The organism is Comamonas sp. JNW, assembly GCF_003105075.1.
Lineage (GTDB): Bacteria > Pseudomonadota > Gammaproteobacteria > Burkholderiales > Burkholderiaceae_C > Comamonas > Comamonas squillarum.
Genome location: NZ_QETI01000013.1, coordinates 1 through 18,569, shown reverse-complemented (window position 1 = coordinate 18,569; position 18,569 = coordinate 1). Strand labels below are relative to the sequence as shown.

General features: G+C 65.1%; 13 protein-coding genes and 1 tRNA gene. 6 read left to right on the top strand and 8 right to left on the bottom strand.

All coding sequences use genetic code 11. The features are described from left to right. Positions 1–73 precede the first annotated feature (73 nt). On the bottom strand, positions 74–2,530 hold the full coding sequence (locus tag DCO45_RS17420) for an IPTL-CTERM sorting domain-containing protein (RefSeq protein WP_165841221.1): 2,457 nt from the start codon (positions 2,528–2,530) through the stop codon (positions 74–76). 373 nt (positions 2,531–2,903) lie between these two features. On the opposite strand from DCO45_RS17420, the gene DCO45_RS17415 reads away from it, so the two are divergent. The 3 genes from DCO45_RS17415 (at position 2,904) to DCO45_RS17405 (ending at position 7,074) form a co-directional block, all read left to right on the top strand. Beyond that, positions 2,904–3,419 (top strand): sigma-70 family RNA polymerase sigma factor, encoded by a 516-nt coding sequence (locus DCO45_RS17415; RefSeq protein ID WP_116927011.1) that lies wholly within the window; start codon positions 2,904–2,906, stop codon positions 3,417–3,419. Beyond that, positions 3,416–4,390, top strand: coding sequence for a FecR domain-containing protein (locus DCO45_RS17410; protein ID WP_116927010.1), 975 nt, complete (start codon positions 3,416–3,418; stop codon positions 4,388–4,390). Before DCO45_RS17415 ends, DCO45_RS17410 begins: the two co-directional genes overlap by 4 nt. Positions 4,391–4,506: 116 nt before the next feature. Next, entirely contained in the window at positions 4,507–7,074 is a 2,568-nt protein-coding gene (locus tag DCO45_RS17405) for a TonB-dependent receptor (RefSeq protein WP_243419404.1), read from the top strand. A gap of 62 nt (positions 7,075–7,136) precedes the next feature. Here the strand turns inward: DCO45_RS17405 and DCO45_RS17400 are convergent. The 5 genes from DCO45_RS17400 to DCO45_RS17380 all read right to left on the bottom strand — a co-directional run bounded on the left by DCO45_RS17400 (position 7,137) and on the right by DCO45_RS17380 (position 13,718). Continuing rightward, positions 7,137–7,224 (bottom strand) — tRNA-Ser (locus tag DCO45_RS17400). Positions 7,225–7,292: 68 nt separating this feature from the next. Further along, positions 7,293–8,951 carry a Na/Pi cotransporter family protein gene (locus DCO45_RS17395; RefSeq protein ID WP_116927008.1) on the bottom strand — a complete coding sequence of 553 codons (1,659 nt, stop codon included), beginning with the start codon at positions 8,949–8,951 and terminating at the stop codon, positions 7,293–7,295. A gap of 203 nt (positions 8,952–9,154) precedes the next feature. Next, entirely contained in the window at positions 9,155–9,673 is a 519-nt protein-coding gene (gene lspA / locus DCO45_RS17390) for a signal peptidase II (RefSeq protein WP_116927007.1), read from the bottom strand. Beyond that, positions 9,673–12,528 (bottom strand): isoleucine--tRNA ligase, encoded by a 2,856-nt coding sequence (gene ileS, locus DCO45_RS17385; protein WP_116927006.1) that lies wholly within the window; start codon positions 12,526–12,528, stop codon positions 9,673–9,675. Before ileS ends, lspA begins: the two co-directional genes overlap by 1 nt. A gap of 149 nt (positions 12,529–12,677) precedes the next feature. Beyond that, positions 12,678–13,718 carry a bifunctional riboflavin kinase/FAD synthetase gene (locus tag DCO45_RS17380; RefSeq protein ID WP_116927005.1) on the bottom strand — a complete coding sequence of 347 codons (1,041 nt, stop codon included), beginning with the start codon at positions 13,716–13,718 and terminating at the stop codon, positions 12,678–12,680. A 202-nt stretch (positions 13,719–13,920) separates the two neighbouring features. On the opposite strand from DCO45_RS17380, the gene DCO45_RS17375 reads away from it, so the two are divergent. After that, on the top strand, positions 13,921–14,478 hold the full coding sequence (locus DCO45_RS17375; protein ID WP_027010515.1) for an HNH endonuclease: 558 nt from the start codon (positions 13,921–13,923) through the stop codon (positions 14,476–14,478). Positions 14,479–14,562: 84 nt separating this feature from the next. On the opposite strand, the gene DCO45_RS17370 is transcribed toward DCO45_RS17375, so the two are convergent. Further along, positions 14,563–15,882: a methyltransferase gene (locus DCO45_RS17370; RefSeq protein WP_116927004.1), complete on the bottom strand. Its 1,320-nt coding sequence runs from the start codon at positions 15,880–15,882 to the stop codon at positions 14,563–14,565. A gap of 120 nt (positions 15,883–16,002) precedes the next feature. Between DCO45_RS17370 and purN the strand changes: the two genes are divergently transcribed. Further along, positions 16,003–16,584, top strand: a complete 582-nt coding sequence (gene purN / locus DCO45_RS17365) for a phosphoribosylglycinamide formyltransferase (protein ID WP_116927003.1) — start codon at positions 16,003–16,005, stop codon at positions 16,582–16,584. 16 nt (positions 16,585–16,600) lie between these two features. Here purN and DCO45_RS17360 read toward each other — a convergent pair whose 3' ends face one another. After that, positions 16,601–16,846, bottom strand: a complete 246-nt coding sequence (locus DCO45_RS17360; protein ID WP_116927002.1) for a DUF1653 domain-containing protein — start codon at positions 16,844–16,846, stop codon at positions 16,601–16,603. Positions 16,847–16,971: 125 nt separating this feature from the next. Here DCO45_RS17360 and DCO45_RS17355 point away from each other — a divergent pair. Next, positions 16,972–18,569, top strand: a 1,598-nt coding sequence (locus DCO45_RS17355) for a M48 family metallopeptidase (protein ID WP_116927001.1), incomplete at its 3' end; no start/stop codon positions are given.

Sequence of the window (18,569 nt, the reverse complement as noted above, 5' to 3'; positions counted from 1 at the left end):
GGTCGCAGCACAAGTCGGACACCCAGGGGCGCTGCGCCTGCGCCCCCTGGGTCTGGCTCCAGCGATCAAGCGCTTAGCCGATGCGCTGGCCGCGTGAGCGCATGCGCCAGGCGCCGATGACTGCGGTCAAGAGCGTCAGCAGTACGACGCTCCATTGCTGCAGGCTGGGGACGGATTTGACGCCGGCAGGCACTTCGGCGGCCGTCGTGGTGACGGTGGCGCTGGCCGTGCAGGGCTGTGCGGTGCCGCCGGTGCATTGGGCGGCAGGCTCGGCACTGCGCAGGCTAGCCTGGTTGGTCAGGCTGCTGCTGCCCGGCGCCGTGGCTGCAACCTGGGCTTGGAGCACATAGGTCAAGCTGGCGCCTACCGGCAGGCTGGTAATGGTCTCATTGAGCGGGCCGCTGCCCGCTGCAGCTGGGCAGGCCACGCCGCTGGCCGTGCAGGTCCAGGCGCCCAGCACCACGTTGGCAGGGGCTGGGTCGGCCAGCACTGCTTGGGTGATGGCTACCGGGCCGGCATTGCTGGCGGTGATGGTGTAGACCAGGCTGTCACCGGGCCGCACCGCGTTGGTGGCATTGACGGTCTTGCTCAGGCCCAGGATGGGCAGATCGGAGGCCGCCACGGTGCTCTGCGCCTGGCAGGGTGCAGCGGTCGGCGCGCTGGCAGGGGCGCACTGGGCTGTTGGCTCGCCCACCGCCAAGGAGGCGGTATTGACCAGGCTGGCGGGGGGCTGCGCGCTGACGGTGGTGCTCAGCTGGATCACCACACTGTCACCGGCGGCGAGTGAGGCGACAGTCACATCCACTGCGCCGGTGCCGCTGGCGGGCACGCAGGGCGCAGCGCCGCTGTTGCTACAGGTCCAGCTGGCATTTTCCAGGCCGGCAGGCAAGGGGTCGGTGATATGGGCCTGGGTGACGGGCACCTGGCCGGCGTTGTGCGCGGTGATGGTGTAGTTCATCGGCTGGCCGGCATAGACCGTGCCGGTCGCCTGTGCCGTCTTGCTCAGTTGCAGCAAGGGGTTGGGCCACAGATCGACCGTCACCGAGGCATTGCAGGGCTTGGCCTGGGTCTGGGCCGTGGCCGGGTTGTAGCACAGCCATTCGGCATTGCTGGCCGCCACGCTGGCGGTGTTGCTGACCTGGTCCATGCGGGTGGCGATGCTGTCCACTGTGGCGACCACGGTGTAGACCAGGCTGGCATTGGCGCGCATGCTGGCGATGGTCTGGCTCAGCACCCCGCCCGCGGCGAGGCTGCCACTGGCTTGAGGGCAGACTGCGAGACTGCCGACGGGCGACTGGCAGCTCCAGGTGGCTGAGGCAAAGCCGGCGGGCAAGCTGTCAGACAGGGCAACGCCCGTCAGCTCGGCCGCGCCTTCGTTCTTGACGGTCACCGTGTAGGTGGCGGTTTGCCCGGCATAGAGCGGGCCGGTCGCGTCCACGGTCTTGGTCACGCTGAGCAGCGGGCTGGTGGCCACCGATGCCGATGCGCTGCAAGGCGTGGGAAAGCCATCGCGGGCAGCGCAGCTGAGGGTGCTGGTGGCAGGCGGCTCGATGGTGGCCGTGTTGGTGATGACCGTGGCACCTGCGGGCAGCGGGTTGCTGAAGCGCGTATTGACGCGGAACACCAGGGCGCTGCCAGCGGGCAGGGTTGGCAAGACGGTATCGAGCGGAAAGCCGCCCGTGGCGGGCACCGGGCAGACGGCTGCGCTGCCGGCGGGGCGGCTGCAGCTCCAGGTGCTGCCGGCCGTTTGCAGGCCATCGGGCAGGGTATCACGCAGGCGCGTGCCGCTGGCGTCGCGCGTGCTGGCATTGGTGACCGTGATGTTGTAGAACACGGGGGCGTTGGCGCTGGCCAGACCGGTGTAGGCACTGCCATCGTTGTTGACCGCTTGCTTGGCCACCGACAGCGGCGGCGAGCACGAGGCCGTGCCACTCGACTGCACCAGCAGGCCCGAGGGGTCGCCCTGGTTGCCGACGACGACATAGATCGTATTGGCGCCGGTTCTAAAACCATGGTTGAGCACCACCGGTACATTGCCGCCGGCACCAAAGCCGCCAACGCCTAAACTGCTGCCGTTGTTGGTGTAATCAAATACTGCATCATTGACCAGAATGCGCTTGACCTGGTTATCCACATACAGGCTCAGGCTCAGATTGAAACTGTCGGGGTCAACGGACGGGTCCAGGCTGAATTGGTATTGGTAGACGTAATAGCTTCTGCCGTATTGCACGCCGATCCATTGGGCATTGCCAAACGGCGACTGCACCCAGGCGCCATTGCCGGCGCCGGGGCGGTCTACCGGGCCTTGGGCATAGCTCAAGGCGGCAGCGGCGGCCGGCGTGGTGATATCGCCCAAGGCTGAGGCAATGGACCAATGCGCATCGAGGCTGCCCAGCGCCAGCTTGGGGCTGTTGATGCTGTAGCCATTGCTGCCGTCAATGCCGGTATTGAAGATGGCCGGGTCCGTGCTGCATGAAATAACAGGCGCAGTTTGGGCCTGGCCCACCAGGGGATGCAGAAGTGCTGCCACCGCACATCCCAGGCCCACATAATGGGCCATCGCTATTCTGAAGCCTTTCATTGCATTCCTTTGTAAATAAGTTTATTCAATCCTGTTATGCATGGTAGTAGGATGAACAAGCGGCAGGAATGCGGCAATGTCAAACATCTTCAGGCTGGAGATTGTTTGACAATCTTTACGAATGCGGGCGATGCAGTTGATGCAGTGCAATGCTTGAGGTGCATCAAGGCAGCTGGTGGCTAAAGGGGGTGATGCGGGGGAGGCCGGTCGGTGCAGGGCGCTCGCCGCAGACCGTCGCACAAGGGTCTCAGACCTTTGTGAAAAAAGAATCATTATCAATTATGATCTTGCGGTTGTTTGTGTTTCCTCAACGGCCCCGCCCATGCCACAGCACCCGCTCCATCCTGAGGTGGAGACTATTTTTCGCCAGCACCACGCATGGCTGCGTGGGCGCCTGATGCTGCGCGCATCCAGCCACAGCGAGGCGGAAGATGTGGCATCGGAGACCTTTTTGCAGTTGACCGAAAAGGGCACTTCTACAGAAGGCGAGCAGCTGGATATCCGGCACCCGCGCGCTTTTTTGTCGACGGTGGCCAAACGCATCCTCATCAAGCTCTGGCAGCGCCAGGATCTGGAGGTGGCCTACCAGGACACGCTGCGCCATATGCCCGAGGCGGTGGCGCTGTCGCCCGAGACGCATGCCATGCTGGTCGAAGCCATCTGCCAGATCGACCGGGCGCTGGCCGCGCTGCCGCTGCCGGTCAAGACGGTGTTTCTGCTGTCGCGGCTGGAAGGCATGCGCTACCCGCAGATTGCAGCGCACATGGGCATCTCGCAGGCCACCGTCGAGCGCCATATGCGGCGCGCGCTGCTGCAGTGCCTCAGCTGCGCGCCATGAGTGGTGCATCCCTGCCCAGCGCCGCGTTGTGCGCCGCCGTGGATTGGCTGGTGCGCCATGAGGCGGAAACGATGAGCGCGGCCGACCACCAGGCTTTTGCGCACTGGCTGCAGCAGGATGCGCAGCACCAGGCGGCCTGGGCGCGCGTGGGCTCGGCGCTGGCCGAGCCGCTGACGGCGTTGCGCAGCCTGCAGGCCCATACCGACGGCCTGCATGCCCAGGCCGCCATGCAGGCGCTGTTCCAGACCCGCCGCCGCCGCGTGCTGCGCGGCGCGTTAGCGCTGGGCGGTATCGGTGTGGCCACCGCGCTGGTCGCAGACCGGCTGACGCCGCTGGGCCAGTTGATGGCCGATTGGCACACCGGCACCGGCGAGCGGCGCGAGTTCACGCTGGCTGATGGCACCACCGTGCTGCTCGATGCCCGCTCTGCGGTGGATGTGCGCGATGCCGCGGGCAGGCCCGCGCTGCAGCTGCGCACCGGGGCCTTGATCGCCACACGGCGCTATGCCGGAGCCGCTCCATTGCAGATCCACACCCGCGATGGGATGGCGCTCTTCGACGCCGGCCGCATGATGGCCCGGGTACATGCGGAGCGCACGGACATGGTGGCGCTGGAGCAGCGCCTGACGCTGCAGCCCCGCGAGGCGGCGCAGACCTTGCTGCATGCAGGGCAAGGCGCGCGCTTCAGCGCCCGGCAGCTCCAGCCCCTGGCGGGCAACGCGGTGCAGCGCGCGGCATGGCAGCAAGGCATGCTCGCCGTCGATGACTGGCCGCTGGCCGATGTGGCCCAGGCGCTGCAGGCCTATTTTTCTGGCTATATCCGCGTGGCCCCTTCGGTGGCGGATCTGCGTGTGTTTGGCATCTTCAGGCTGGAGGTGGAGGAGCTGCTGGGCACGCTGGGCCAGATGCTGCCGCTGCAGATCCAGCGTTGGGGGCCGTTGATCACGATTGGCGCGCAAGGTGGGCGCTGAAGGCAAAACCCCCTCTGTTGCGCGACCACATGCGCGCGACCCTATGCAAATAGATGAGGGGTTTTTCGGTTTCGGCGCACTGGTTAAGTAGTACCCAACGAAAAGGAACTTCTGCCGTGACCACTTCCCGCCTCCAGCGCCGCCATGCCGGTGCTCCATCGACCGTGCGCAGCTGTGCTGAACGCTCGCCCCTCCATGTGCTGGCCTTGGCTGCCTTGCTGACCTCTGCGCTGGCCCCTGCCGCCAGCCGGGCTGCCGATGCGCCCCCAGCCGCTGCCGTGCAGCTCGACATTCCTGCGGGCAGCCTGGCCGATACCCTGACCCGCATTGGCCAGCAGACCGGGCGCAGCATCGTTGCCGACCCCGCTGTGCTGCAAGGCCAGCGCAGTGCCGCGATCCAGGGCCACTGGACGGCAGAGCAGGCGGTGCGCAAGGCGCTGGAGGGATCGGCGCTGCAGGTGCAGACCTTGAACGGTGGCGCGCTGCAGATCCGTAAGCCAACAACTCCGCAGCAACCGGTGGCAGAGGCCGCGCCCGCAGCAGCCGCTGCCACGCCTGCCGAGGCAGCGGCGGCACCTGCGTCACCTGCAGATGCCAGCCACCAGCTGCCCACCGTGGTGGTGACTGACCAGCGTTCCGACAGCTCATTGATGCAGCCCACCCGCCAGGTCACGGTGATCGAGGGTGAGGAGCTCGATGACCTGCGCGCCACCTCGGTCAATCTGAACAGCCTGCTGGCCAAGAGCGTGCCGGGCATGTCCGATTCGAGCCGCAATATGAGCGATTTCGGCATGACCTTGCGCGGCCGAAATGTGTTGGTGCTGGTCGATGGCATTCCGCTCAATACCAACCGCGACACGGCGCGCAATCTGGTCAATGTGGAGATGAGCCGCATCGAGCGGGTGGAGGTGCTGCGCGGCAGCAATGCGATCTACGGCAGTGGTGCAACAGGTGGCGTGATCTCGGTCACCACCCGCCCGGTCGGCGGCCAGCCGGTGGCGCGCACGACGCTGGGTTTTGACAGCGCGCTCTCGCGCCTGAGCGGCGACGGCCTGGGCGGCCAGGTGCAGCACTACCTGTCGGGCGCGGGTGAGGTGGTCGACTATGAGGTCGATATCTCGGCCCGCCGCATGGGTGGCGCTTTTGATGGACATGGCGACCGCATTGCGCCCGATGCCAGCCAGGGCGATCTGTTCGATTCAAACACCTACAGCCTGGGCGGCAAGATCGGCTTTCGCATCGATGGCAACCAGCGCATCCAGCTGGCGGCCAGCCATTTGCGTGCGCACCAGAAGACCGACTACGCCAACGACCCCAGCGTCAACCAGGCGCCGCTGGGTTCGTTGGCGGCCCGCGCGATCCGGGGCCTGAAGCTGGCCGAGCAGAACCAGGTCGAGAACAGCCTGCTGAGCGCCAGTTACGAACACAAAGACCTGGGCGGCAGCCTGCTGAGCGCGATGGTCTACGGCCGTGACAATTTCGTGCGCTTTGCGCCCTTTGATGCGCGCAGCAACAGCAACCGGGGCAACTTTGTCGACCAGGTGATGCAGAACAACAAGGTGTTTGGCGGGCGCCTGACCATCACCACGCCGATTGGCGACGACAAGCGCACCAAGCTGGTCTGGGGCGCAGACTACATCCAGGAGCGCAGCAATATGCCGCTGGACACCTTTGATGCCGCCACCTACGACGCGAGCGGCGGCCTGGTGTTCCAGCCCACCGGGCAGCGCATCTACATGCCCTGGGTCACCGTCAAAAGCGCGGGCGCCTTTGGCCAGCTGCAGCACAGGTTCAACGACCAGTGGTCGGCCGAAGGCGGCTTGCGCTATGAGAAATCGCAGGCCAGCTTTGCAGATTTTCAGCCGCTGTCGCAGTCGCGCCTGCCCAACCCGGCCACCGTGGCCGGTGGCAAGGTCTCGTATGACGCGGTGCTCTACAACCTGGGCCTGGCCTTCAAGCCCTGGAAGGACCATGAGTTCTACACCTCGTTCAGCCAGGGCTTTGACCTGCCCGATGTGGGCCTGCAGCTGCGCAATGCCGGTGCCAAGTTCGACATCAATGCGTCCGATCTGGAGCCGGTCAAGACCGACAACTATGAAATCGGCTGGCGCGGCACGTTCGGCAACACCATGGCGACCCTGGCGCTGTTCCAGTCACGCTCGGACCTGGGCGCTGTCCAATCTTTCAACAACGGCCTGCACCTGACCCGCACGCGCGAGCGCATCCGCGGCGTGGAGCTGACCGCCGACCACTATGCCGACCACTGGTCCACCGGAGGCACCATCACCTGGATGCAGGGGCGCGAGACGCCGCCCGGCGCCAGCAGCGACCAGCCGATGACGGGCTACCGCATCCCGCCGCTCAAGATCACTGGCTATCTGCAGTACAACCCCAGCAGCCGCTGGAGCCTGCGCAGCCAGTTCAACTGGTTTGGCGCACGCGACTACCGCCTGGCCGATGGCAAGACCCAGTTTGCCCGCGCGGATGTGAAAAGCTACTACAGCGTCGATGTCGTCGGCCGCTACCAGTTCGACAACAAGAACCAGGTCACTATCGGTGTGCAGAACCTGTTCAACCGCTACTACCTGCCGCTTTACAGCCAGCTGATGCGCAGCGGCAAGAACGACAGCCGCCTGCCAGCGGCGGGGGCGACCTTGACGGCGAGCTATACGCATAACTGGTGATCTTGGGGCGTGGCAGAAGCCGCCAACGAAAAAGCACCCTCGGTGGGGTGCTTTTGCTGTTCTGGCGGAAGCTCAGGGATTCGAACCCTGGAACCCTTTCGGGTTGCCGGTTTTCAAGACCGGTGCAATCGACCACTCTGCCAAACTTCCTGGAGGCTGCTGGGCGGAGTGGTCGCCTCGCAGCATCAGGGATTGTATGCGAATTCCGGCCCGCCGCCTCAGTGGCGGGCGGGCTCCGGGTCGTCCTTGAGGCGGCTGTGGGCCAGCGCGCCAGCGGCTTCCAGGATCGGGTAGGCGACCGAGCACAGCAGCGAGTTGATGCGCTTGAGGTCGCTGATCAGGTCGATGTGCAGCGAGCTGGTCTCGATGCTGGGCACGGTGTTGTGCGACAGGCGCTCCAGGTGCGAGGCGGAATAGGCGAGCTCCAGGTCGCGGAAGCGCGCTTTTTCTTCGAGCAGCTTTTGCGCATCGCGCACATTGCCCGAGAGGAACACGCTCATCGCCAGGCGCAGGTTGTCCAGCAGGTGGGCGTGCAGCTCGTTGATCTCTTCCATGCCCTGCTTGCTGAACTGGCGGCGCTTCTTGATCTTCTTGTTTTCGACGTCGGTCAGCACGCGCTCGATGATGTCGCCGATCTGCTCCATGTTGATCGTGAAGTTGATCACTTCGGTCCAGCGCTGGCTCTCGCGTTCGTCCAGTTCGGCGCGCGAGATCTTGGTCATGTAGTACTTGATGGCCGAGTACAGCTCATCGACCGTGTCATCGAGCTTGCGCAGGTCTTGCGACAGCTGCTGGTTGTCGGTCTGTACGACGTTGTGCAGGCCGATCAGCATGGATTCGACCACATCGGCCTGGTGCAGCGCTTCACGCGCGGCGCAGGAGATGGCCAGCGACGGGGTGGACAGGGCCGATGCGTCGAGGTGGCGTGGGCGCTGGGGGCCCTTGTTGGCTTCTTCCTTGGGCAGCAGCTTGCGCATCCAATCGCCGATCACGCCGGTAAACCAGATAAAGCCCAGGGTGTTGAGGATGTTGAAGGCCAGGTGGAACAGCACCGCCGAGCGGCCCGCATCATTGATGTAGGGCATCGCATAGGTAGACCACAGACCGACGAAGGGCGCGACGATGGCCACGCCCATGATCTTGAAGACCAGGTTGCCAATGGTGACCTGGCGCACTTCGATGCTGGATTTGGCCGTTTGCAGCACGGCCAGCACACCGCTGCCCAGGTTGGCACCCAGCACCAGGCCCAGGGCCATATCGCCGGTGATGGCGCCCGACGCGGCCATGGCCGCGATCAGCAGCACGATGGCGAGGCTCGAGTAGGCGATGACAGCCAGGATCGCGCCCAGCAGCAGCTCCATGAAGAAGTCGCTCTTGACGCTGACCAGCAGGGTGCGCACGGCCTCGGACGCAAGCAGCGGCTCGGTGGCCTCGACGATCAGGCGCAGCGCCAGCAGCATCAGGCCCAGGCCGATAAAGACGCGGCCCACCCGTCCGGGCGTGGAATCCTGCTTGGAGATGAACAGCACGACGCCCGAGAAAATCAGCAGCGGCGAGAGCCAGGACAGGTCGGTGGAGAACAGCACCGCCATCAAGGCGGTGCCCACGTCGGCGCCGCGCATGACCGACAAGGCGGCGGTGAGCGGTATCAGGCCCTGGCCGACGAAGGACGCGGTCATCAGGGAGGTGGCACTGCTGGACTGGACGAGGGCCGTGACCCCGATGCCCGAGAGCATCGCGGTAAAACGGTTGCTCATACTGCGCGCCAGCAGGTTGCGGAGGTTGGCGCCAAAGACGCGCAGCACCCCTGTGCGCACCATATGAGAGCCCCACACCAGCAGCGCAATGGCGGCAAGAAGATTGAGCAAGTGTTTCATAAGGCGAACCGGACACTATACCCCTGATAAGCGCGCTGCGCTGTAGGGCGAATGCCAATGTGTCTCTTTTTATGCAGGCCAGGCGGTGATGGGCGCCTGGCAGCGGCTGTTGCGGAGGCGGGTAGGCCCCCGATAAAAAACACCGCCGTCGCATGGCGAGGGCGGTGCCTGGGTATTGACTATAGATGCGGCGGAAAGCCTGATCAGCCCTTTTCGCCCCGGCGCATGCGCAGCAGCTCGTCCAGAATCAGCAAGAAGGCGCCCAGGCAAATGGCCGAATCGGCCAGGTTGAAGGCTGGGAAATGGCTGCCCATCCAGTGGAAGTCCAGCATGTCAACCACATAGCCGTGGCGCATGCGGTCGACCACATTGCCGATGGCTCCGCCCATGATGCAACTGAGCGCCAGGCAAAACAGGGCCTTGTGGCTGTGGCGGTAGAGCTGCCAGACGATGACGGCCGTCACCACCACCCCAATGCCGGTGAACAGCCAGCGCTGCCAGCCGCCGGCGCTGGCCAGGAACGAGAAGGCCGCGCCAGGGTTGTGCGCCCGCACGATGTTGAAAAAGCCAGTGATCGTGGTGTAGTCGCCCAGCTGGTAGTGGGCCAGGATCCATTCCTTGCTCCACTGGTCCAGCCAGAAAATCACCGCAGCAATCACCAGCCACAGCACAAACCGGCCTTTGCCTGCACTGCCCACAGCAGGGGTGGCGGCGGCGTTCATCAGGCCATCAGGCGGGTTTCACCCGCGCCATGGAGGTTGCTGTCGCAGCGGCCGCACAGGGTGGGGTGGGCCGGGTTCTGGCCCACATCGTCGCGGTAGTGCCAGCAGCGCTCGCACTTGGCCTTGTCCGATGGGTTGACGGCCACGCTCAGCGCATCACCGGCGGCCACCGTGGCGGCCGACGTGATCAGCACAAACTTCAGGTCGTCGGCCAGGGTCTGCAGCAGCGCCAGGTCTTCGGGCTGGGCGCTGATGGCCACTTCGGCCTGCAGCGATGCGCCCACCTTGCCATCGGCACGCAGGGTTTCGATGTCCTTGTTGACCACATCGCGGATCTCGCGGATGCGCGCCCACTTGGCCAGCAGGGCTTCGTCGCCTGCGGGCAGGTCGCAGAAGGTCTCCAGGAAGATGGTCTCGCTGCTGCCGACGATTTTCCAGGCCTCTTCGGCGGTGAAGGACAGGAAGGGCGCCATCCAGCGCAGCATGGCCTGGGTGATCTGGTGCAGCGCGGTCTGGGCCGAGCGGCGCGCCAGGCTGCCTTCGGCGCTGGTGTAGAGGCGGTCCTTGAGGACATCCAAATAGAAGCCGCCCAGGTCCTCGGAGCAGAACAGCTGCAGCTTGGCCACCACCGGGTGGAACTCATAGACCTTGTAGTGTGCCAGCAGCTCGGCCTGGAACTGCGCCGAGCGGGCCAGCGCCCAGCGATCGATCTCCAGCATGTCCTCGTAGGCCACCGCATCCTTGGCGGCGTCGAAGTCGCTGATGTTGGCCATCAGGAAGCGCAAGGTGTTGCGGATGCGGCGGTAGGCATCGACCACGCGGGCGAGGATCTTGTCGTCGATACCCAGGTCACCCGAGTAGTCGGTCGAGGCCACCCACAGGCGGATGATCTCGGCGCCCATCTTGTTGCTCACATCCTGCGGTGCCACGGTGTTGCCGACCGACTTGGACATCTTCTTGCCCTGGCCGTCAACAGTGAAACCGTGGGTGAGCAGGCCCTTGTAGGGCGCGCGGCCAAAGATGGCCGAGGCCAGCAGCAAGGAGCTGTGGAACCAGCCGCGGTGCTGGTCATGGCCTTCCAGGTACAGGTCGGCCTCGGGGCCGCTGTCATGGTGGTGCTCGGCGTGGGTGCCGCGCAGCACATGCCAGAAGGTCGAGCCCGAGTCGAACCAGACTTCGAGGATGTCGGTGCTCTTGGTGTAGAGCTTGGCCTCGTTAGCGCCCAGGATCTCTTCACCGGTCACGCGGCTCCAGGCCTCGATGCCGCCCTTGGCAACGATTTCGACGGCCTGGTCGAGGATCTCCATCGTGCGCGGGTGCAGCGCGCCGGTGTCCACATGCAGGAAGAAGGGGATGGGCACACCCCAGCTGCGCTGGCGCGAGATGCACCAGTCGGGGCGCCCGGCGATCATCGCGCGCAGGCGTTCCTGGCCGTTTTCCGGGTAGAAGCTGGTGTGCTCGATGGCGTCCAGCGCGATCTGGCGCAAGGTCTGTGCGGGCTTTTGGGCCGGGTCGGTGAACACGCCTTCGCCTTCGTCCATGCGGATGAACCACTGGGCGGCGGCGCGGTAGATCACCGGCGTCTTGTGGCGCCAGCAATGCGGGTAGCTGTGGGTGATGGTCTTGGTGTCCATCAGGCGGCCGGCAACCTTGAGCGCGTCCAGGATGACGGGCACAGCCTTCCAGATGTGCTGGCCACCGAACAGCGGCAGCTCGGGCTCATAGACACCATTGCCCTGCACTGGGTTGAGGATGTCCTTGTAGTCCATGCCGTTGTTCACGCAGGAGTTGAAGTCATCCAGGCCGTAGGCGGGCGCCGAGTGCACGATACCGGTACCGTCGTCGGCCGTGGCATAGTCGGCCAGGTAGACGGGCGAGATGCGGTCATAGCCCTTGTCCACATGGGCCAGCGGGTGCTTGAAGGGCATGTGGTCCAGCGTCTTGCCGGGGGCCGATGCGATCACGTGGCCTTCGATGCCCCAGCGCTCCATGCACTTGTCGACCAGCGCGCTGGCCAGGATCAGCAGGCCGCGCTCGGTATCGACCAGGCTGTATTCCAGATCGGGGTTGACGTTCAGGGCCTGGTTGGCCGGGATGGTCCAGGCCGTGGTCGTCCAGATGACGATGAAGGCCTCCTTGTCCAGCTTGGCCAGGCCAAAGGCGGCTGCCAGCCGGGCCGGGTCGGCCGCCGGGAACATCACATCCAGCGTCTGGCTTTGCTTGTCGGCGTATTCGATCTCGAACTCGGCCAGCGACGAGGCGCAGTCAAAGCACCAGTAGACGGGCTTGAGGCCCCGGTAGACAAAGCCCCGCTCCATGACCTTCTTGAGTGCGCGCAGCTCGCCCGCCTCATTGGCATAGTTCATGGTCTTGTAGGGGTGGTCCCAGTCGCCCAGCACGCCCAGGCGCTTGAAATCCGCCATCTGCTGGCCGATCTGCTCGGTCGCAAACGCGCGGCTCTTGGCCTGCATCTCGTCACGGGGCAGATTGCGGCCATGGAGCTTTTCGATCGCGTTCTCGATCGGCAGGCCGTGGCAGTCCCAGCCTGGCGCGTACAGCGCGTCATAGCCTTCCAGTTGGCGGCTCTTGACGATCATGTCCTTCAGGATCTTGTTGACGGCGTGGCCGATGTGGATCTTGCCGTTGGCGTAGGGCGGGCCGTCGTGCAGGATGAACTTGGGCGCACCGCTGCGCGCATCCCGCAGGCGCTTGTAGATGCCTTGGTCCTCCCAGTCCTTGACCCAGCCGGGCTCGCGCTTGGGCAGATCGCCGCGCATCGGAAACGGGGTGTCGGGCATGTTCAAGGTGGCGCGGTACGCAGAGGCCTTTTCTGCGGGGGACGATTTGTCGGACATAAATACCTTCAAAGCAAAACATGGTCCTGATCCGGGCGGGGTGATCATGCCGGTCAGTGGAAAAATGTATAGCGCAGAAGCGTTGTCTGACGTGCACGTGGTGCAGGCGAGTGCGGACTTCTGCGCGGCACGGCGCAGTCAAGTCAGCGTCAAATTCGGTCGCGCGTGGTCTGGCGACGGGTTTCGGCGTGGCTCGCCGTATGGAAGAAGGCACGGGCATCCGCGCAGTCCTTGGCAATCCCTGTGGTCAGGGCGTCCAGACTGTCGTATTTAAGCTCGTCGTGCAGTTTGTGTAGAAGTTCCACTCGGATGATTTTACCGTATGCCCCGTCTCCACCCAGTTCCGCGGGCCATTGCAGGCAATGCGTCTCCAGCAGCACGCGGCCGCCGTTGACATCGTTGGGGTCTAGCGAGGGGCGCACGCCCAGGTTGGCGACGCCGGGCAGCGGCTGGGCCGACAGGCCGTGCACCAGCACCACAAAGATACCGCTGGCAGCGGGTTTCCAATGGTCAAAGCGCAGGTTCAAGGTGCGAAAACCGTCGCCCGCGCCCGCGCGGCTTTCGGCTAGCTGCCGGCCCAGCTTGCGGCCATGCACCACATGGCCCGATATCGCATAGGGGTAGCCCAGCAGCTTGGCCGCCGCCGTCATCTCGCCCTGGCCCAGCGCCTGGCGCACTGCCGTGCTGGACACGCGCAGGCCATCGGACTCGTAGCTGTTCATGCGCGCCACATCAAAGCCCTGTTTGCGGCCGGCCTCGACCAGCATCGCGTAGTCGCCCGCGCGCTGGTGGCCAAAGCGGAAATCATCGCCCACCAGCAGGTAGCCGGTGCCCAGCCCCTTGAGCAGCACATCGCCGATAAAGGCCTGCGGGGCCTGCGCAGCCAGCCGCGCATTGAAGGGCAGCACAATCGCCTGGTCAATGCCGCATTGGGCGAGCTGGTCGAGCTTATCGCGCAAGGTGGAGATGCGGGCGGGCGCCAGGTCGGGCTTGTTCAGCACTTGGGCAAAGTAGTCGCGCGGGTGGGGCTCGAAGGTGAGCGCGCAGCTGGCCAGACCCCGGCGCTGCGCTTCGCTGCGCAGCAGCGCCAGCATGGCCTGGTGGCCCCGGTGCACCCCATCAAAATTGCCAATGGTCAGGGCGCAGTGCCGGGTGACCTCGGGGTGGTCAAGTCCTCTGAAGATTTTCATCTTTGCTTTGTTTTTTGTAGCGGCTTACGCTTTCGAGCCGCGCGCTGGTGTGCAATTTCACAATAAAAGTGTATATTGACCATTATGACTTGGTGCCCGGGTCTGCGTGCAGCATGTGCGTGGGTCGCGGCATTTTTCGTGGCCAGGCGCCGCGCGGGTCAACGGTATTTCGGTTCAATTCCCAATGCGCAGGAGGCCCATTGTGAAGGTGTTGAAGTTATCGGCAAGTGGCGTTCCGCAATCCTGGATCACGTTGCAGGAGGCGGTGACGCACTACGCAGCAGGTGATGTGCGCTGGGAGGCGGGCTCGAGTGTGGCCTGCTTCCGCGGCGGGCATAACGCCATCACCGGCCTGCAGTCACGCATCGAGGTGGCCAGCATCATCGGCACCCGTGGCAAGCCTGGTATCGACCCCTTTGCGATGCGCATGACGCTCACCAACAGCAAGCTGTTTGGCCGTGACCGCCATATCTGCGCTTACTGCGGCGAGCATTTTGACGAAGAACACCTGACCCGTGAACACGTCATTCCGGTGTCCCAAAAGGGGCCCGATACCTGGATGAATGTGGTGACGGCCTGCGCCTCCTGCAACCACCACAAGGCCGGCCGCACGCCCGAGCAGGCGCATATGCCGCTGCTCTATGCGCCCTACACCCCCAGCCTCTGGGAAGACTTCATCCTGCGCAACCGCCGCATCCTGACCGACCAGATGGAGTTCTTGATGGCCCATGTGCCCAAGAGCTCACGTCTGACGGCTTGAGTGCTGTCTTCGCCACCCCCAGCAAAAAGGCCTTGTCGCAAGACAAGGCCTTTTCCTTTGGCGGACTCTCAGAGCGGTGGGCTATCAGGCCTCCTTGGGCTTGTAGGCGGTGACCACAAAGCCGTCGACGGCCTGGCCCGCTTCCATGCGCAGCTCCACATCGCGCGTGTCGACACGGTCAAAGCCGGCAGCCTTGGCCAGGCGCACGGTGCTGCTCAAGGTGTGGGTGTAACGGCCAAAGGGCTGCAGCTGGCTGTCCGGGCCGGTGACATCACCGTGCTCACACGAAAAGATCAGCACGCCGCCGGGGGTCAGCACGCGGTAGGCATCGGCCAGGGTTTGCTGCAGGTCGCCGACATAGATCAGCACATCCAGCGCGGTGATGGCCTCGAAGGTGTTGGCCGGGGTGGCCGCCAGCGCTTCGAGCAGGTTGACCTGGTGGAACTTGTAGTAGACCTTGTGCTTGGCCGCTTGCTCGAGCATCTTGGCCGACATGTCCACACCCAGAATGTAGCCGTCGATCGCGCCCAGCGTCGCACCCAGCAGGCCGGTGCCGCAGCCCAGGTCCAGCAGGTTGAAGCGGCGGTCCGGGAAGATCTGCAACAGCTGGTCGGCCACCTGCTTGGGCAGGCTATAGGCCAGATGGCGCACCATATGCATGTCATAGACCGAGGCCATGCCATCGAACATGTGGGTGGTCAGCTCGACCGGCACATGCGCGGGCACCTGGCCCTGGGCCAACTGGTGGTAGTACTGGTAGATCTTGTCATCGGGCTGCAGCGCCAGCAGTGCCGTGGTATCGGGCAGGGCGTCCTGCATGGTGCCACGCGCTTGCAGCATCTGCACCCGGCCGATACGGGCCAGGTGGTCTTTCGGATCTTCGTCGATCAGCGGGCCAAACACGGCCAGCGCATCGTCGTACTGGCGCACGGTGCCCAGGTCAACCGCCAGATGGCGGCGCAAGGTGCGGTCACCAGGAATCAGCTGCAGTGCGCGTCGCAGGTGGCGGATGGCCATCTCGGTATTGCCAATGCGATGTGCAATGTCGACGACGCCGGCAATCACCTGGGCATTGTTGGGCTCCAGCGCAATGACCTTCTCTGCCGCTGCCATGGCCTCGTGCTCGCGGTTATGGCGTGCATACAGCAGCGCTTGCTCCAGCAGGCCAGGCGCCCAGTCGGGAGCCAAGGTCACACTGCGCTGCATTGCATCAAAGGCACCTTGGAGGTTGCCCGATTTCTCTGCCATCAAACTGGCGAGCACAAAAAGGCGTGCATCGCGTGGCGCACGCTGGCGTGCGTCGTTAAGGGTTTGGGCTGCACCCGTGAGGTTGCCCACAGAAATCTGGTGGCGGGCGGTTTCGAGGAATTTGCGAATCGGATCGACAGGTGCTTTTGCGCTCATGGAGTAACTGCGGGCGAGCCCGTAAACGTGGCTGTGAATTCAGTAAAGCCTTTGATTATCCGCCATTTGAGGCCGCGGCGTGTTTCGGGACGTTCGCCGCCCTGCGATAATGCCGCCTCCATGAAAAACATCGTCATCCTGATCTCCGGCAGCGGCTCCAATATGGCAGCCATCGTGCGAACCGCGCAGCAAGAGCGCTGGCAGGAGACCCTGGGGGCGAGGGTGGCGGCGGTGGTCAGCAACAAGGCGCAGGCCGGCGGCCTGCAGTTTGCCCAGCAGCAGGGCATTGCCACTGCCGTGGTAGACCACCAGGCCTATGACAGCCGCGAGAGCTTTGACGCAGCGCTGATGCAGTGCATCGATGCCCATGCCCCTTCGCTGGTGGTACTGGCCGGTTTCATGCGCATTCTGACCCCCGGTTTTGTTGCGCATTACAGCGGCCGGCTCATCAACATCCACCCCTCGCTGCTACCAGCCTTTGCCGGGCTGCACACCCACCAGCGCGCGATCGATGCGGGTTGCAAGTTTGCCGGCTGCTCGGTGCACCAGGTGACCGCCGATCTGGATGCCGGCCCCATCCTGGAGCAGGGCCTGGTGCCCGTGCTGCCGGGCGACACGGCCGAGCTGCTGGCCGCGCGCGTGCTGGTGCAAGAGCACCAGATCTACCCCAAGGCGGTGCGCGCGCTGTTGCAGGCGCGCTGAGCGCTGCGCAACGCGGTCACACCTGGTCAGGCGTCTCGGTCTGTGGCGTATAAGCCGCAAACCGGGGCTGGCGCTGGCCGCCTAGTTCGACCTCTTCGCTGAACATGGCCGCTGGCCGCACCCACCAGCCGTAATCGCCATACAGCGCCTGGTAGACCACCAGCCACTCGCGTGTCTCGCTGTGCCGGGCCAGCTGCCAGACCTGGTAGAGCCGGCCTTTGTAGTGGCGGTAGAGTCCGGGCGAAATAGCTGGTGCTGGCATCGGGTGCTGTTCCATAATCTGAAAAAATAACCAAGCCTAGCAGATGCGCCCGCCTGCACATGCCGACATGGCCCGTGCGCGCCAGGTACCAGCGCTGCGCGGCCAGAACCTGTTCGGAGGGTGGGGTGGAGCAGATAGATTTTGTGCAGCGGGTCGATGCCTATACGCGCGCCGCTGCATCAGAGCCGGCGGTCTTCCGCCGCCATGTCTTTGGCATGCTGCTGCTAGCGGGGCTGTGGATCTGGGGCGGTCTGCTGCTGGGCCTGGTCTTGCTGGCCTGGTCAGTGCTGTCCTTTGTCTACCTTGGATTCCATGGATTGCAGATCTTTGGGCTGTTTGCCGGCTTGGCACTGCTGCTGAGCGTATTGCGGTTGACGCGCTCCGACTGGGTCGCGCCCGAGGGCATCGCCGTGCCCGCTGCTGAATGCCCGCGCCTCTTTGAGGCGCTCGAGCGCGTGCGCCAGAAGGTGCGCGGCCCCCGTATCTCCCAGCTGGTGATCACCGAAGACTATGGCCTGCGCATTGCGCAGCAGATGCGGCTGGGCGGCTTGCTGCCGGCGCGCTACCACCTGCTGCTGGGCCTGCCGCTGGCGATGGCGATTGACCGGCCGCGCCTGGTGGCCCTGATTGCGCAGGAATACAGCCATCTGCGCCGCCGCCAGGGCTGGCTGCAGGCTGCGGTCTACCGCGCCCGCCGCCGCCTGCAGGGGCTGCATGAGCGCCTCGCCGATGCGCGCCAGATGACGCACCTGGGCTGGGCCAATGAGCGCTTCATGCGCTGGTATTTGCCGCGCTGGTGGGCGGCCAGCTTTGTGGTGGCGCGGCAGGACGAGGCCGTTGCCGACCGCATGGCGGCCCGCTGGGTCAGCAAGCCGCTGATGGGCGAGGCGCTGTCCGAGGTGGCGGTGCGCGGGCGCTGGTTCCGCGAGCAGTTCTGGACCATGCACTGGCTGCGCGCGCGCGAGCTGGCCTCGCCGATCGGGCCCTTCAGCCTGATGGCCGGGGTGATGAACCACAGCATGGATGTCAACTGGGTCTACCAGGGCTGGAAGCAGGAATACCATGCGCCCGCCAGCTACCAGGACACGCCCCCCAGCCTGCGCGAGCGCCTGCGGGGCCTGGATGTGCCCCCGGGCCTCACTCCCATGTCCAGCAGCAACTGCCTGGCCTGGCTGGGCAAGCGCTCGGAGCGCTGGATCGAGCTGCTCGACCAGCGCTGGTGTGTGCGCCATGGCCATGACTGGGTGGCCTACCGCCAGATCCTGAGCGCCTCGGCCGCACGCGTGGCCGCGCTGATGCCGCGCGAGCCTTACCTGGATGCCGACCAGCTGGTGGAGCTGGGCTGGCAGCTGCAAAGCACCGCCTTGCAGCACCAGGATGCCCCCTTGCCGATCTACCAGCGCGCGCTGGAGCTGGGGCCGGGCAATGCCCGGGCGCTGGCCGCCTGCGCCAGCCTGCACATGGGCATGGACTGGGAGGCGCAGCTGCAGTACCTGGCGCAGGCTTTTGCGCAGCTGCCGGCCATGGGTGCGGCCTGGTGCCAGCTGGCTTCGGGCGTGCTCGATGTGCTGGAAGACGAGGACTTTGACGAGGCCTCGGTACGCCAGCTGCGCAGCGACTGGCGCGCACGCGAGGCGCTGGCCCGCACGCAGCTGCAGGCGCTGCGCGATGAGCGCCTGGCGCAGGGCAGCCTGCTGGGCGCGCGCGCCTGCACCGCGCTGCC

Bases quoted from the DNA above. Each gene is read 5' to 3' on its own strand.
- ileS (WP_116927006.1), bottom strand. From the start codon at position 12,528: ATGTCCGACAAATCGTCCCCCGCAGAAAAGGCCTCTGCGTACCGCGCC.
- lspA (WP_116927007.1), bottom strand. From the start codon at position 9,673: ATGAACGCCGCCGCCACCCCTGCTGTGGGCAGTGCAGGCAAAGGCCGG.
- DCO45_RS17395 (WP_116927008.1), bottom strand. From the start codon at position 8,951: ATGAAACACTTGCTCAATCTTCTTGCCGCCATTGCGCTGCTGGTGTGG.
- DCO45_RS17380 (WP_116927005.1), bottom strand. From the start codon at position 13,718: ATGAAAATCTTCAGAGGACTTGACCACCCCGAGGTCACCCGGCACTGC.
- DCO45_RS17415 (WP_116927011.1), top strand. From the start codon at position 2,904: ATGCCACAGCACCCGCTCCATCCTGAGGTGGAGACTATTTTTCGCCAG.
- DCO45_RS17370 (WP_116927004.1), bottom strand. From the start codon at position 15,882: ATGAGCGCAAAAGCACCTGTCGATCCGATTCGCAAATTCCTCGAAACC.
- DCO45_RS17410 (WP_116927010.1), top strand. From the start codon at position 3,416: ATGAGTGGTGCATCCCTGCCCAGCGCCGCGTTGTGCGCCGCCGTGGAT.
- DCO45_RS17360 (WP_116927002.1), bottom strand. From the start codon at position 16,846: ATGCCAGCACCAGCTATTTCGCCCGGACTCTACCGCCACTACAAAGGC.
- purN (WP_116927003.1), top strand. From the start codon at position 16,003: ATGAAAAACATCGTCATCCTGATCTCCGGCAGCGGCTCCAATATGGCA.